Origin of the sequence: Paenibacillus sp. MAHUQ-63 (assembly GCF_028765165.1) — a bacterium.
GTDB lineage: Bacteria > Bacillota > Bacilli > Paenibacillales > NBRC-103111 > Paenibacillus_E.
On sequence record NZ_JARADB010000001.1, the window covers coordinates 1,697,867 to 1,713,491 of the forward strand.

Annotated in this window: 10 protein-coding genes; 4 read left to right on the forward strand and 6 right to left on the reverse strand. The window is 55.2% G+C overall.

Features of this window, described 5'->3' with window-relative positions; translation table 11 throughout:
• Positions 1-22: 22 nt before the first annotated feature.
• From PUT07_RS07425 to PUT07_RS07435, 3 genes are all read right to left on the reverse strand, one after another.
• Positions 23-1,666 (reverse strand): ABC transporter substrate-binding protein, encoded by a 1,644-nt coding sequence (locus PUT07_RS07425; protein WP_274467190.1) that lies wholly within the window; start codon positions 1,664-1,666, stop codon positions 23-25.
• Positions 1,667-1,916: 250 nt separating this feature from the next.
• A complete protein-coding gene (locus PUT07_RS07430) occupies positions 1,917-2,687 on the reverse strand; it encodes a DeoR/GlpR family DNA-binding transcription regulator (protein ID WP_274467191.1) in 771 nt (256 codons plus the stop codon).
• A 96-nt stretch (positions 2,688-2,783) separates the two neighbouring features.
• Complete coding sequence (locus PUT07_RS07435; protein ID WP_274467192.1) at positions 2,784-4,433, reverse strand: DUF4091 domain-containing protein; 1,650 nt, start codon at positions 4,431-4,433, stop codon at positions 2,784-2,786.
• A gap of 235 nt (positions 4,434-4,668) precedes the next feature.
• Between PUT07_RS07435 and PUT07_RS07440 the strand changes: the two genes are divergently transcribed.
• From PUT07_RS07440 to PUT07_RS07455, 4 genes are all read left to right on the forward strand, one after another.
• Positions 4,669-5,601, forward strand: a complete 933-nt coding sequence (locus tag PUT07_RS07440; protein WP_274467193.1) for a metallophosphoesterase family protein — start codon at positions 4,669-4,671, stop codon at positions 5,599-5,601.
• 28 nt (positions 5,602-5,629) lie between these two features.
• Positions 5,630-6,493, forward strand: a complete 864-nt coding sequence (locus PUT07_RS07445; RefSeq protein WP_274467194.1) for an EamA family transporter — start codon at positions 5,630-5,632, stop codon at positions 6,491-6,493.
• Between the two features lie 66 nt (positions 6,494-6,559).
• On the forward strand, positions 6,560-7,141 hold the full coding sequence (locus PUT07_RS07450) for a TetR/AcrR family transcriptional regulator (RefSeq protein WP_274467196.1): 582 nt from the start codon (positions 6,560-6,562) through the stop codon (positions 7,139-7,141).
• A 53-nt stretch (positions 7,142-7,194) separates the two neighbouring features.
• Positions 7,195-8,616: an MFS transporter gene (locus PUT07_RS07455; protein WP_274467197.1), complete on the forward strand. Its 1,422-nt coding sequence runs from the start codon at positions 7,195-7,197 to the stop codon at positions 8,614-8,616.
• Between the two features lie 758 nt (positions 8,617-9,374).
• Here PUT07_RS07455 and PUT07_RS07460 read toward each other — a convergent pair.
• From PUT07_RS07460 to PUT07_RS07470, 3 genes are all read right to left on the reverse strand, one after another.
• Positions 9,375-11,057, reverse strand: coding sequence for a hypothetical protein (locus PUT07_RS07460; protein WP_274467198.1), 1,683 nt, complete (start codon positions 11,055-11,057; stop codon positions 9,375-9,377).
• A gap of 56 nt (positions 11,058-11,113) precedes the next feature.
• On the reverse strand, positions 11,114-13,231 hold the full coding sequence (locus tag PUT07_RS07465) for a phage tail protein (RefSeq protein WP_274467200.1): 2,118 nt from the start codon (positions 13,229-13,231) through the stop codon (positions 11,114-11,116).
• A gap of 119 nt (positions 13,232-13,350) precedes the next feature.
• Positions 13,351-15,600, reverse strand: a complete 2,250-nt coding sequence (locus PUT07_RS07470) for a putative baseplate assembly protein (protein WP_274467201.1) — start codon at positions 15,598-15,600, stop codon at positions 13,351-13,353.
• Positions 15,601-15,625: the final 25 nt, after the last annotated feature.

A 15,625-nucleotide genomic window follows, 5' to 3' on the forward strand; every position in this document is an offset into this window, starting at 1 on the left:
GGCTCCCCCGTATGTCCTGCAATTAACGTTTGTTATAACGATCCGTCGCTGCTTGGTAAATCTCCACTGCGCGGTCGATGTTCATCTTCTTCACTTGCTCGATCGTTTTGTCGTAATCCTCCAGCTTGGCGGCGCCCATCACGACTTTCGTAATTTGCTCCGTCAGCAGCGTGCTCACATCGTTCAAGATCTTGGCGGATTCTTTGGCTTCGTCCGTAGAAAGAACGACCGGCGGCAGCATGACTTTATAGGCGTTGTTTGCATATTTGGCGTACAGCTTGACGGCGTCCTTCTGAGCTTGCAATTGATAGTACTGGTCGTTGTAGCGGTCGTCATCCAAACCGGAGAAGCCATAGTTCGCGATGAAATATTTGGCCATCGCTTGAGAGATAGGCAGGTTGTCCGGATTTTTCAAAATCAGGTCGGTATATTTCGGCTGGCCGTCCACCTTCGTGAACGTTTGGCCTTCGATCCCGAAATTTTTCAGCATCGCACCTTCATCGCTGTACAGGTAGTCGATCGCTTTGACCGTCTCCGCCGCATGCTTGTTCGTACTCGTAATGACGGTGCCGATATTGTCATACTCCCAAGAAGCTTGCACGAATTTCGGCTCGTCGCCTTTCTTAAGGACCGGATACTGCACGGCCGCCAGCTTCGCTTTCGGATCCGTCTTCTGCAGCGCCGGCGTGTAGGTGCCGATGCTGCCGCCGATGAAGCCGTAGAACGCTCCCGCTTTGCCGGAAGTAATCTTCGCATCCATCGTTTTGGTATCGTTGGACGCAAAGTCCGGATCGATCAGACCTTCCTTGTACCATTTCTGCATCGTCGCCAAATATTGCTTGAACTCCGGCTGCGTAGGGCCGAACTTCACTTTGCCGCCATCGACGTAGAAGGAGCTCGCATTGGCAATCGTGGACATACCCGCGACGCCGTACGCACCTGCGAAATCAGCGAACGAAAGCGGATAGCTTTTATTCAATGTGAAAGGAATGACGCCCTTCTTCTCTTTGAATGCCCGCAGCACCGTTTCCCACTCATCGATCGTTTCCGGCGCTTGAAGTCCAAGCTCCTCCAGCCAATCCTGGCGGATCACCATGCCGCTGAACGTCTTGTACTGACCGTACTGGCCGACCTTCAGGTGAGGCAGGGCATAGATGTCGCCGTTGTCCGCTTTAATTTGTTTGGCGATCTGCGGGTTGGCGTCGAGAATTTTTTTCAAATTCGGAGCGTTTTTCTCAATCAAATCATTGAGCTTAATGATCGTGCCATCCTTGAACATTTTGGCCGTACCGCCCTGCACGCTGTTCCAGTTCCACAGCATGGAGTCCGGCAAGTTGTTGGAAGCGACCATAACGCCATATTGTTGAACGTCATCTTGCGGCGTGTTCCCGGAGGAATGCTGGAATTCGAACGTCACATTCGTTTTCTTCGCCCATTCCTGAACCATCGGAAGCTCGTTCAAGCTCTTGACGACCGCTTTGGCATTCGGATTCATCGGCGTCCACATGGTCACCTTCACCGGATTGTTGGAAGCCGTCGTAGCAGCCGGAGCATTGCTCCCGCCCGTCTCTTTATTAGCTCCTGAATTGCCACAAGCGGTTACAAGCGATAGTACGAGCACGGAGGCAAGTACAGGAAGCACTTTACATGCTGTATTTCTTCTCATAGAAACACTCCCCTTGATGTTGGTTAATAGTCCGGCGCTTAAGCCGCGCTGCGGATTAGCCCTGTGAATGAAGCATACATGGCCCATGCGGCTGCCGTATATCGCTTATTTTTGAGTCGTATTGTTTTCTTAGGAATGGTGAGTATCGCTTCTATTTGCAGCATCTTCTTTTTATGAGAATGCCCTTCCGGACAAAGAAAAAATCGCTCCTTCGCCGCTTCAGCCCACGGTTCGGTAGCGATTCTATGAATTATTCGGCGATCAGCACTTCAATGCCCAGCCCTTGTATCGTATCGATCCATTCCTTCGGACAACCCGAATCGGTGATCAGCATTGAGATTTCGTCCAGCTTGGCCACCCGGGCGAAGGTCGACATGCCGAATTTGGAATGGTCGGCCATAAGAATCGCCTCCTCCGAGCGCTGCATCATCTTCCTGGAGATGACCGCTTCCGCCAGATGGAAGTCCGTGATGCCGTCTGCCAGCGAGATGCCGCCTACAGAAATGAATGCTTTGTTCACCTTGAATTGATCGAGCATTTGGTCGGTCAGCGCGCCGGTTGCCGCCTTGTACTCCACATTCACTTCGCCGCCCAGGAAGATGATTCTGCCTTCGAACAGCTCCATCGCCATATTCAGAATGGGCACGGAATGCGTAATTAAGGTAACATTGCTGCGCTCCTTCAAATAAGGCAGCATCTCGATCGTCGTCGTGCTGTTATCGAGCATAATCGTTTCGCCGTCCTGCACGAGCGAAGCCGCTGCCCTGCCGATCGCCGCCTTCTCCTTCTTCATGATCTGCGTCCGTCTGACGAAGGGCGGCTCGACAAGCTCCATGCGCATTTTGACCGCGCCCCCGTACACTTTGCGGAGCTTGCCCTCCTTCTCCAGCCGGTCCAAGTCCCGCCGGACAGTTTCCGTCGAAACGCCAAGCAGCTCCGACAAATGAAGGACCTGCACCTTCCCTTCCAACTCCAAGTGATTCAGGATCTTCACCCTGCGGTCCTCGAATGTTAACGACATAAATAACCTCCCGCCTATGACCGATGATGGCAACATGGTGATGATTCATGTTGTTTTTCATCTAGTGTATAAGCAGGAGGTTATGCTGTCAACGCGTTAACGTGCGGCGACCAGCCGGTTGATCTGCTCACGTTTGCCGATGAGCCACTGCGGATCATGCGGATATTCACTGAAGGTGAGCGGTTGATCAAGACCTTCTTCGATCAAATTGACCGTGCTTTCGCGGCCGATCAGGCTCTCCAGCTTCTCCAGCGCCCTTACGTCTTGCAAAGCTTCATAGAAGACGACCATCCGAATCGATTCAATAGGGCCGTCTTCGCCGGGATACACCAGGAAGGCATCGCCGGACGGGAACGACCGGTCCGCGTCGGTCTGAACGAACGGATTCACCATCTTGCGGGCGTACTGGGAGTACCAGAAATTATAACCCCAATGCAGGAAACCTTTAATCTTAAATTTATACAGCTGAAAACCGATTATCCGGTTCCTCTCCGATGGAAAAACAAAGAAGCGGTTCGACACTCGCTTAAATTGCGCACAGCAATAGTAAGTCCACAAATTGTCGACGCCCTGTGCAATGAATTCGTCGATGTGATTATTCGCCACAACCGGCGTGTTTACGAGACCGTGCGCATAAAATTCATAGTCCGAGAGCGCATCGAACGTCGGATAGTGACCAAGGAATTGACTCAGTTTGGCGCTGGCTGCCTGGTATGACGCCAATTGCTCCACCGACGGCTCATCCGAGACGTGGAAGAATACCCGACCTGCAAGCCCCCGCTCCTGGATGTAGCGATCCAACTCCGGCAGGAAGACTTCGAGGAAGGAGCCGTATTCATCTCCCATGGCATCGGTCTCCCAGCCGAAAATTCGCTTCTGCTGCCCTTGCTCTGTCGCCATAATCTTCGGGGCAAACTGTGCGCCCCATTGTGTAAACAGGTGCGAGAACTCGTAATATTTCACCCCGCAGCGATCACCGAGCGCAATCCATCGGTCCAGCAGTGTGAAATCAAACCGGTACGCTTGCCCGTCCCGCTCCACTCCGACCAGCTGCACGGTCGTCCGCTCGCCTCCGACCTCCGTATCGAGCGGCGGCGTGAACAGCGGCGTCAGCAGCATATTGACGCCTTGCTTGACCGCCGTCTTCACATACTGCTCGATCCTTCTCCAGTGCTCTTCGCTGAATACGTCTACCTGATAATAGTTTGCCAAACAGTCTGTGTGAAACCATTCTGTCCGGATCAGCTTCTGCTCCGGCAAGGAAGCGCTTAACACTTCAAGCTCGATAGAGACTGTGCCCAGCTCTATGCCAGACGCTGCGGATAGCGAGAGAACCACGGGATACAAGCCCGGGGATTGCGACTGGCCGTGAAGGTCGATCGTCACCCAGAAGGAGCCCCAGCATCCGGGTAGAGCCGTAGCCCCGCCCGCCTCGACGGGCAGCAACGGGTCCGGGTACAGCCCCGGCTGCTCGCTGAGAATATACCCATCGTGATTCCCATACATGGTAAGTTCGCTGGGAGCGAGTCCGACTTGACGGACCGTTACAGCAGGGGACAGTGGGGTTGCAATTGCCAGCACAACACCTTTCAGAAGCTTCTCCGACCGGTAAGCGACTTGAAACGAGAATACTTCATTGCCGAGAAGCGAGGCCTTCTGAAGCTCATAACGGGAATCGGGCTCTTGGTGAGCCAGCACTTTCGCAAGCGAATTCAGGCAGCGCAATTCATACTTAAGATCTGACACAGTGCGTTCATCCTCTCTTCAAAGCAGAATTAGTCCTTTTTTAAAAGTATGGGATTTGGACCAAATAGTAAATGATCTTTTTTGACGAAATAGACGATTCTTGTGATTAGGACGGCGCAAAAATTGCTCATTGACAGTACAGGAAACCGCATATACAATTGTCAACAAACAACAACAAATTAATATAAAACCACAAGAAAACAATCGCCAAATAGGCAAACGGAGGGTTATTTCCATGCAGCATTCACTTAGCTTTCGCGATGACCGGACTTTCACCATTACACAATTTACCGACTTGCATTGGCAGGACGGCGGCGCGCTCGATCAGCAGACGCGCAGATTGATGGACGATGTGCTTGATAGCGAGCGGCCGGACTTGGTCGTCTTTACGGGCGACGTTATATATACCGGCTACGTTAAACCCGGCGAGCCCGTCTGCAAGCAGCCGCTCCAAGCGTTCCGGGAAGCCGTCCAGGCTGCGGTCGACCGTGGCATTCCGTGGGCCGTCGTGTTCGGTAACCACGACACGGAGTCCATCGTCACGCGCGAGGAGCTGATGGACGCGGTGCTGAAGCTGCCGCATACCGTTACTCAACGCGGTCCGGTTGAGGTTCACGGCGTAGGGAACTATACGCTGACGATTCGCGGAGCCGATGGGCAGGACGCCGCCAGGCTGGTCTTTTTGGACTCAGGCGAAATGTCCCCAGTGTCCCATATCAAAGGTTACGATTGGATCCGCAGCGATCAAATCGCCTGGTATAAGGAAGCTTCGCATGCCGGCGGAGATTTGCCGGCGCTCGCATTCTTCCATATTCCGCTGCCGGAATATCAGCAAGCATGGTACGCCTCGACCTGCTACGGGAACAAGCTGGAGAATGTGTGCTGCCCGCCTGTTAACTCGGGCTTGTTCGCTGCGATGGCTGAGAGAGGCGATGTGATCGGCACGTTCTGCGGGCATGATCACATCAACGACTACTGGGGCGAGCTGCACGGCATCCGGCTGTGCTACGGCAGAGCGACCGGCTACAATACATACGGCCAGGAAGGCTTCCCGCGCGGCGCTCGCATGATCCGGCTTCGGCAGGACGAGCGCGCTTTCGAAACATGGCTGCGTCTGGAAGACGGCACCGTCGTAAGAGAACAGCCCGAGCATAAGCCGGGCGCTTGATGGATTTGATTCGTTTGGAGATGATGGCTTGGTTATCGTATCAATACTGCTTGTCATAGCTTCCGGCCTCACACATGCCATCTGGAGCTTGTTTACGAAGAGAAGCCGCAACAAAAGCGTCTTCCTGTGGTCCATCCTCATGGTGACCACGATTATTTTGCTGCCGTACCTGATAAGAGAGCTATGGCTTCATCCCTTATCTCTGCCTTCCTACGGATTGCTGCTGCTGTCGGCGGCTTTACAAAGCATTTATGCGCTTTTGCTCTCGCGCACGTACAATATGGGGGACTTATCACAAATTTATCCGATTATGCGAGGTACCAGCACATTATTAATTCCTATTGTCGGTGTACTATTCTTGCGCGAGTCCTTATCGTGGTTCGGTTGGCTTGGGCTCCTCTGCATGATCGCCGGGTTTCTATCACTGAGCGGAATTTTCTCACGCAGACATGCAAACCAAGCTGGAGAATACGGCACAGTTAAGCCATTCCTCATGGCGCTTTGCGTCGGCCTGTGCACGACCTGCTATGTACTGGTCGATAAGCTGAATCTGCAGCATATCTCCGCGATCTCTCTACTCGAGGTTACGAATATCGGCTTCGTCGCAGCGCTGACCCCCATCGTCATCGCCTCGAAGCAGTTGAAGCTAGAATGGAAGCTGAACTTTCGGATTATTTTGATTGGAGCGATTCTGAATCCCGGTTCCTACTTGCTGTTTCTCTTCGCTATGAAATATGCGCCGGTCGCCCATATCTCACCGATTCGGGAGATCGGCACCGTATTCGCTACGATACTGGGCATTGTCATCCTCAAAGAAAAGCAGGGCAGGCTGCGGATTATTTGCTCGATCTTAATTACAATCGGGATCCTGCTCATCGGAATTTGGGGTTGACAGCGCCGATCGCAACGCATATGATGATGTCAGTGAGCACTGACATTGATTCGGGAGAGGAATTTCATGGACGCCAGCAACCTCGGTAGCCGCGATAAGCTTCAAATGGCCGCGATCCATTTAATCGCTGAGAAAGGTTATAACGGCGTCACGACCCTTGAGATCGCGGCGGCCGCAGGTTTGAGCGAGAAGACGCTGTTTCGTCACTTCGGCAGCAAGCAGAAGCTGCTGGAAGCAGCCTTTGATCGGTACCACTATGCCGAGGAGATGAAAAAACTTTTCGCGGAGAAGCTGGTATGGGAGCTCGAGGACGATTTGCTGCTTATTACGAAGTCGTATCACGACATTATGAACCGCAACCGTAAAATGATCCAAATCTCCCTCAAAGAGGACCTGCCCGGTTTTCGCGAACGAACCCAGAGGCACCCACGCCAGCTGCTGGAGTTCCTGACGGACTACTTCATCGAGATGGCCGCAAGAGGCAGCATCCGATCCGACCAACCGGAGATGCACGCCTTCTCCTTCATGATGATGCAGTTCGGCGCGTTCATGAACGATCTTGACAGCCGCACGAACTACTCCACCATCGGCCTCGAGCCGTTCATTGAAGAGAGTGTCAAAGTTTTTGCTAGGGCCTTGAAGCCCTAGTTTTTTTAAGACCAAATTGTCAGTCAGTACTGACAGTCATACTGAAGATAAGGATGTGGTTTCAGGTGCCTAACAACAGTAAGCAATTAATGCGCGTTCTGATGTTCACACTGACGATTTCCATGATGACAGGCATCATGTTCAACATCGCTCTGCCCAAGATTAGCGAACAGTTCTCGCTAAGCCTGTCTCAGGTGAGCTGGCTCTCCTCGGCCTATATTCTCATCTACGCGGTCGGCGCCGTCACCTATGGGAAGCTGGCCGACCGGTATCCGCTGCGAAGCCTCGTCACCTTCGGGCTGCTCTTATTCGGAGCCGGCTCGCTCCTTGGGCTGGCTTCGCAATCATTCGCCATGGCCCTCGCCGGACGATGCCTGCAAGCTGCGGGAGCCGCGGTCATTCCGGCGATTGCGATGATCATCCCGCTGCGCTATTTCGCGCCGGAGCGGCGGGGTGCCGCCCTGGGCTTGACCGCAGTCGGGCTGGCCTTCGGCAACGCGCTCGGTCCCGTCGTCGCAGCGGCCATCGTCAGCGTCTTCCATTGGCGCTGGCTGTTCGCGGTGCCGCTGCTCGTGATGGCGGTACTCCCGCTATACCGCAAATATTTGAAAGATGAGCAGCGCCCGGTCATCGCCGGTACCTTCGATTGGATCGGCGGCGGTTTGCTAGCCATTACGATCGCCATGCTTCTGCTCAGCGTGAGCGAAGGCGCTTGGCTGCTGCTCGGCGGAGCGTTGGGCCTGGGCCTTTTCGTCGCTCGCGTCTGCAGCGCGAAGGACCCTTTCATTGCGCCGCAGCTTTTCCGGCACGGCAAATATACGCTGGGGCTGAGCATCTCCTTCCTCGTGAACGGGACCTGCTGTTCCCTCTATGTGCTCAGCCCGCTGCTGTTGACCCATGTGCAGCAGCTGCCTTCCATCTGGATCGGCTTCGCCATGGTTCCGGCTGCTGCGGCCGCCGCTATTTTCGGACGCAAAGGCGGCAAGCTTGCGGATATTCGGGGCAACAGTTTTGTCGCCTATACCGCTTCAGGCTTGCTGTTCGGCTGCTTTGTACTGCTTTCGACGTTCACCGGAAGCTCTCCGCTTGTGATCGCCGCTCTGCTTATTCTAGGTAACGTCGGACAGTCCTTCATGGTCATCGCCGTGTCGAACTCGGTGTCCCGAACACTGCCGCCCGAACAAGCCGGAGTAGGCATGGGCATGCTCGCCATGGTTAACTTCATCGCACAGGGCATTGCAATTGGCCTGTACAGCAAAGCCGTCGACCTTGGAGCCGGCGGGATGCCGAGCTGGAATCCGCTATATCGGGATGCGGTCGGCTCTGTTTTCAGCAACATCAGCCTTGTGCTTGCCGGGCTCGCCGCGATTATTTGCGTCGTTTTTTATTTCACATTTGACGGGAGACGCGAAGGAACGAGAGGTCATCTCGCAAACGCTCAAGCCCAGAACCCTGCTAGATCGGCTTCCATGTAATTCTGGATTGTGTTGCAGCTAGCTCCGGGGTCTCCAGTTTCTGTAGTAACTACATGCACCGCTGGCTACTTGGGGTCCACCCGGTTTCTGTGGTATCTACATGCACCGCTGCCTGCTTCGGGTTCACCCGGTTTCTGCGGTATCTATATGCACTGCTGGCTGCTTCAAGTTCACCCCGTTTCTGCGGTATCTACATGCGCTGCTGCCTACTTCAAGTTCACCCAGTTTCTGCGGTATCTACATGCACACTGGCTGCTTCGGGCTCACCCCGTTTCTGTGGTATCTACATGCACGCTGCCTGCTTCGGGTTCACCCGTTTTCTGTGGTATCTACATGCACACTGGCTGCTTCGAGTTCACCCAGTTTCTGCGCTATCTACATGCACCGCTGCCTGCTTCGGGCTCGCCAGTTTCTGCGGTATCTACATGCACGCTGGCTGCTTCAGGCTCGCAGTTTCTGCAATATCTTCATGCACACCTGCTTCCCGCACACCCCTGCCTGAATTCTATATGAAAAATCGCATAGATTTCCCCTTAAAACGATAAAATCGATAAATCTATATGAAAAACAGCATACAATTTGCCCTCAACCCGCTGTAACCGGCAATTCTATTCGAAATATCGCACAGATTATCCGCAAGCCTGCATATGAGCCACTGTTAAATCAGAATAAAAAGGGGACCTCTCAACTAGAGGTCCCCATTCCAATTCCCATCTCTGCTAGCGCAAAAGCCGGCAAAGCCCGGCAACACCTTCAAATTACTCCGCCTCGTTGCTCCCAGCCGAAGCCGCTTCACGCAGTGCAGACAACGCTTCGTCCAGCGAGCCGCTGCCCGCGGAGGCCGCTCCCGCCATCTCCGTGCTGTACGCCCACCAGCGTACCCGCACGTTCGCAGGCTCGGACGACTGCTGCACCTTCACACCGATCCGGAAGGTTCCCTTCTGCGGATAAGCGATCGTGCCGATCTTCACTTCCGGCGCATCCGGCTCGAACTCGGTGCCTTTGAACACATCCGAAGCCCCGCCATACACACGCGCTCCGCTGGACAGCATGTCAGAGAATGCGTCATCGCTGCTCTCCTCCAGGCTCGTAATGATGAGCACATTGCCCTCGCCCAGCCCATGCGCGATTTCGCCGGAGAAGAAGCTCTTCGTCGCCTTCCCGAATGGCGATACCGAAATCTTCGTGAACGGCTCCACCGGAATGTCCACGACACCGCTGACGATACCGGCAATACCGCTTCCACCGCCTGCCGGAATGCCAAGATCGAACGAAAGCTCGCTGATCGCTTTATTATAATTCACTTTAAACTCCGGCTGCTGTCCCGGGGCCAACGTTTTCACCTTGGACTTCGTCACGAACTGGCCGGCCGTCTCATCGCGGTACTCATTGGATTGCGCCAATCTGTACATCACCGATGAGTTGTATACGTACTCGCCGAACGGCACTTGCTCAACGCTCTCGATTACGTACGTCGGTCCGACTTGGATGAGGCAAATTTTGGCCAAATAAATGCACGGCTCCGACGGCGCTTCCAAGGAAGCCTCCAGCGATTGCTTCACGAAATCGGTCATCAGGCGCTCCCGCAAGGCTTCGCCGATAATCTGAATCTCTCCTGCTGCTTGTGCGTGCAGTTCTAACTGTCTATCGTCCAGCTTCAACGCGGCCGTGCCGATTTGCACGCCAACCGAAGCCTTCACGCCGACCGTACTGTCCGCACGCAGGAGCACTTTCATTTCGTACTCGCTCTCTTGCGCGTCTTGCGGCTCTTCGAACTGAATCGAATTGCCCTCCAACGCTTCAACGCGGTTAGCGGCCAGTTCATATTGGAATGAGATGCGCCCTGCCTTCAACGTTTTCTCGAAGCGCAGCTTCATCTCAAACAATTGGCCCGGGTTCACGTAACGCGGTGTTGTTTGGAGCACCCGCAGATGCTTATCTTGATACAGCACAATCGTCTGATCCGTCAAATTGGCCAGAGGCAGCTGAGCCGGGTCCGGCGCATCTTCGCGGATGAAGAGCCGGTAGCTCTCGAGCACGCGATTGTAGTCGTTAATTTCATCCGAACGGACGGAGGAGTTGGCGACCGCGTGAACGGGTTCTTTTTCTTTCTCGTCATAAGCAATACAGAGATAAACGTTCTTGGCATACTCGTTGTTGCTGAATCCATCCATCATCGAGAGCTTCAAGGTCATCGGCGAAGGCACGACAATTTCCCGGCCAAGCGCATCGATCGCCGCTCCCATTTCGACGGATACCGACTTCTCGTCAACGGCTACGACCTGCAGTCCGGTCAACACGCCGGATCCGTGCAGGAGACGGTTCATCATTCTGCGCTTGTCATTGAAATACTTTTGCTCCGACTCAAAATCCCTGACCGTCAGCAGCTTTCCATAAAAATACCGGTTGCGTTCAAACGGGTAATAGCGTGTTTTCTTCATACGGTTCCCCTCACCTTCCTAGGCTCATTTCGATTTCGATTCAAAGTGGATGTCGCTTACTCGATCTCCGAATCCAGTTCCAAACGTGTATGTATATCCATGCGTTTATCGCGATCCACATCGATCAGCACCGTGTTGTAAGGCATCGAGGAGCGCTGGTCGAGCGTCAATAACGTCGGCTCAGATAAGTAAGTATTAATGCCCAGATACGTATGCATATCCGCGTACATCCACGGCTGCAGAACGATCAGCTTGCCTTCGGTGTAGGCCGGCTTCTGGTCCTCGATAATCTGCTCGATGGTGAGCCGCTGCGCGTCGGTGCGCACCACTTCCGGCTTCAGCATAACACAGAAACAATAGGGATTATCCCCATACAGCTGGGCAAAAAGCTGCCGCAGTTCCGAAGACTCCTGCATCTGTTTGAACTGAAAATACTCCAGCAAAAAGGGGTCCGTGCCTGTGTAAATCCGCAGCATTTGGATCAGCCCCTCGCGGGTGCCGCGCAATTGGTAAAGCACAGGAGCCATCTTAATCAGCTCCCGCAGCTTCTTCTCCCCCCACGCCTCATGGTCGGTGATGGCCAGCCATCTGCCGAGCCACTCCAAGTACGTCCCGGACACCGCGTCCGGATCGAAACGAGCGGAGATATGGTCGATCTGGTCTTCCATATCATCGAAGAATGTGCTGTACATCGCGAGGAAGCGTTCCAAGAAAGGACTATGCTCCTCATCCTGCTGATAGATCGGCGGCAAATAAGCGATGAGCGATGTCCTCGGGTAGTAGACCCGCAGTTTACGAATGTATGGCGACTTTTGCTCGCTGCCGATGAGTTCCATTTTGAACCAGAGATAGCGTCCCTTGGCGTTCATGAGCAGCGCATCCTTCGGATTGAGGATCGGCTCCGACCAGAGATCGCGCGTAGCCCGCAGCTTCTCCCTCACGCTAATGTCCGGATCCGTCAAATAGCTTGTATAGTTTACGTAGTCCCCGTCAACCAACCCTTCGCTATCATCCGAGGTAAAATAGGAAAAGCGAACCTGCGTCTCCTCCGGGATGTCCGCTTCCAGCCTAATTTTGTGCCATTCCGTCTCCGTTTCGGTCGTATCCAGCTCGCTAGAGAAATAGACGGCCTCCGGCAGCTGCGTTCCTTCCAGCAGCATCGTGCGGCTGCGGAGGTCGAGCAGCGTGATTTGACCGCTCATCCGGTCAAACACATACAGCCTGTTCCGGCTGTCATGCATCAGCGTATCCGTACGTCCCCGGAAATTCGTCACTTTATCGAAGAGCTCGCCATTCCCGCGGTATTTGAGAATAAAGCGCTCCGTTACCCCCTCCTGCTGGGCATATCCGCTGTCCCCTATATAGAGATTATGATTCGTATCAATGGAAATACCAGCATAACGCCCTTCCTGCTCCAACGGAAAGTGCAGCGGGTCCCGGCCGTCCTCATGAAAAACGGTAACCGTTCTGAGTTCTGCGTCCAGAAGAGCCAGTGTGCCGTCTGCGGCAGCGGTAAAATAACGCCCCTCCAGCGCAGCGGGTTCCACCGCTTCTTCCATTCGGAGCGAGTCATGCTCATATACGCGAATGACTTCCCCTGCCGAGCTCCATTCCAGGACGCCGATCCTGCCGCCCTTGGGAATCACCGGACTTCCATTCATACCAACCTCAATATCCAAAGGAATTGTTACATAGAACGTAATCTTCGACCCCAGCTTCGCGTTCACCGTAAGTGGTAACAGTTCCAATCCTTGCCAGTCCCCCGCCGCCCACATCGTTTGACCGTTGGAGAGAGAGTAGACCGCCAGCCGTCTTTCCGATGCCCGGTCGCTGTCGGCTATCACGAGAAGATCGGACATGGAAGCCAGCTTCGCTTTGTTGCTGAACAGTCCATGGCCGTGACGGAACAACGATTCCAGATGGCGGCTCTGATCATCGTACACCCACACATTCGCAGCCTCGTCCAGCATGATCAGCTTCCTGCCGCCTCCGACCGTCATCTCGAAGACCGGATGAACGCCTTCGAGCTCGTCTGTGCGAACGATGCGATGAATACTGTATTTTTCCGTCTGCCGGATCGAAAAGCCATTGGGCTGCATATGAATGTTAGCCTCATAGCCCTGTTCCCAGTCAAGCGGTTTATTTAATGAGAAAAACGTTTGCCCATCCTGCATCGTTCGTCACCTCGCTTCTGATTTCTATGTAATACTTGCGCGTTCGACATGGCGGCCCATATGCCCCAGCACCCCCATGCTTGGCACTGAACCGCTCATCTGTTTGTTTGCCGAACTTGTTACAAATCGGCCTGACTGATCGTCTCCACCTCATGATTGCCGGAGTACACCAGCGCATAGGGCGGGATATGAATATCGCCGGCGCCGTCCTTATGAAAGCCTGTCCCTTCGGCGTCCAGCCACAGGTCCTGCACATAGACTACGCCTTTGATGCGGGAGATCACCCCGTAAATATCGCCTTTGAACACCGTTCGGCCAAAACGCCACCCTTCGGAGCCTTGGCCATGGTCCATCGGCTGAAGCAGCAGCCTAAGCTCTTGGATGATGCGGCGCTGTTCGCCTTTGTACTTGGGCTCCATCACCACGACGGCGTGTACGGTAATTTTGATGTATGCCGCCGGAATGACGTGGAGCTCCGTTGTCAAGAGCCGATGCCTGTCCAAGTGGCCTTTGATCGTCTGCAGGAAGCCTTGGCTCGCCTTCGGCTTATCGCTCTCGCTATAAGGCACGACCACAACGGTCATCTGCGCAGGAGCCTTGACCTTCGGGTAATCCCGCATGCCGGGCTTATACAGTGGAATCGCCTTCACCCGCGCCACGCGCAGCCCCGGCGTCGCCGAAGCGATCCGCTCATAATCCTCGCCGGTCACGGCCCGGGTCGGCGTGTCCAGCTCGCGCCGGACGCGCAGCTTCGCCTGCGTGAGCGTCTCCGCTTCCAGGCCGCCCCGCGCCGGAAACGGATTCGTCACGCTCACGCCGGGCTCCTCCGTGAAGCCGGTCACGAGACCGTCCTTCACGTTGCCCCGCTCGCCCCCGCCCGCTTGCAGCGCAATGAACCGAATGTTCGGTTCCACGGACTTGGGCGGGGTAAGCCCCGCTTCGTTATTGCCGAAGCGGATCGTGCCTGCGGCGGCGTCGTAGACGTAATGGCGGTCCGTGGACTTCGAATTGTCGAAGTCATCCACGGACTGCCAGTCGTCCCAGACGACGCTGTGTTCTCCGCGCGGCCGGTAGCCGACCTGCAGCAGCATGCTGCTGGGCTTGAACGTGCGGCCGCGCATGATCTCGAAGGTCTGCGCAGGCAGACCTTTGCTGCCCCCGACGTAACGGGCGTAATCGAACTCGGCCGTGTAGGCGATGAGCCGCACCCGCTGCGCGCCTTGCGGCGGGATACTGCCGTTCACCCCGTCGCCGAACCGCAGACGGGTCGTGCGCCGGACCGAATCCTGCAGCAGCAGGCAGACGAGATCGTCCGGTCCGTAATCCTCCAGCTCGGCGACGATATGCCAATCGCGCCAGCGCCCTTGCTCATCCTGCACCTGCACGGTGTGCAGGCCGTTATAAGCAAGGTGCGTGCTGACCTCGAAGCTCTGATCCGGCTCGCCGGAAGAGTTGAACGCCGTCACCTCGCTGAGCGTCTCCTGCTGCGCCGCCTGCACGGCGTTCAGGCTTACCCGCTCGATCTTCGGCGACAGCTCATAGCCTTCTTCCTCCAGCGTGCAGCACACCCAGTACCGGCTGCGGTCATCCGCCGGATATAGAGCCATCGGCTTCATCTCGGAAGCGACGCGGAAACGCACTTCGCCGCTCTGCGACAGATGGACCGTGGTATCGCTGATCAGCTCGACGGGCAGCCAGCTCTCGCTCTGCCCATGCCGCCCCTCAGCGACTTGTCCCGCTCCCGCGAACGACCAGGCCACTTTGGCGGACGAAATGATCGGCGCCGCCTGGTTCATCCCATGAGTCAAGCTGACCGGATAGCGGTCATACAGCTTGAACGACAGAGAAATTTCCGTCTCTGCCGGCAGCGGCCGGTCGAAGCCCAAATACAGATGCGCCCCTTTGCCCGCTTCGGGCCCGAAAGCATAATAAGCGATTCTCGCATGGTTATTCGAGGAATAATCGGCGGCAGCGGTCTCCGTGCGCACCAGCACCTTCTCCAGCGCAGCGGGCACAAGCTGCACCGTGCGCAGCGTCTCGAAGCGCTGATCCATCGCTTGCAGCGGCGTGCCCTTAGGGAGCACAAGAAGCTGCTCCACCCCGGCGAAAGCTACGTCGCAAACGGCCGATACCGCCTCTCGCGGACGAATGCCGAGCAGCTTCAGGAACTTCCGCTCGTTGCGCTCCGTAATCCGGTTCAAGTAATACTGCTGCATCTCGGTCATCCATGACATCAACTCCAGCAGCGTAATGCCCGGGTCATGCTCGTTCTCATCGGTCCATTCCGGATATAACTTCGGAATCGACTTCCGCGCCTCCATCACCATCTGCTCAAACATCCGGTCATCCAAATTTGGAATTGGCAGCACTTGTGCTCACCTCCCCTGATTACTT